General features: G+C 57.6%; 1 rRNA gene. It reads left to right on the top strand.

From position 1 onward, the window contains the following. Positions 1 to 316: ribosomal RNA gene (locus ACOQFP_RS24050) — 23S ribosomal RNA — on the top strand; the annotation flags it as partial.

Below are 316 nucleotides of genomic sequence, written 5' to 3'. Positions count from 1 at the left end.
TCCTGGGCCAGGTTAATCCGCCCAGGGTGAGTCGGGACCTAAGACGAGGCCGACAGGCGTAGCCGATGGACAACGGGTTGATATTCCCGTACCCGTGTAACCGCGCCCATGGTGAATCAGTGACACTAACCACCCTGAATCTGCGTGACTGATCTCTTTCGAGAGTGATGCGTGTGGTGGATGCGTGGGACCTGATCTGGTAGTAGCCAAGCGATGGGGTGACGCAGGAAGGTAGCTGGGCCAGTCAGTGGTTGTACTGGTGTAAGCCTGTAGGGCGAACGGTAGGCAAATCCGCCGTTCATGATGCCTGAGAGGT

The sequence above is a fragment of the Rhodococcus sp. MALMAid1271 genome, from assembly GCF_049195265.1.
Taxonomy (GTDB): domain Bacteria; phylum Actinomycetota; class Actinomycetes; order Mycobacteriales; family Mycobacteriaceae; genus Rhodococcoides.
Note: the sequence above shows the minus strand (reverse complement) of the source record. Positions and strands in the feature narration are given on the sequence as shown.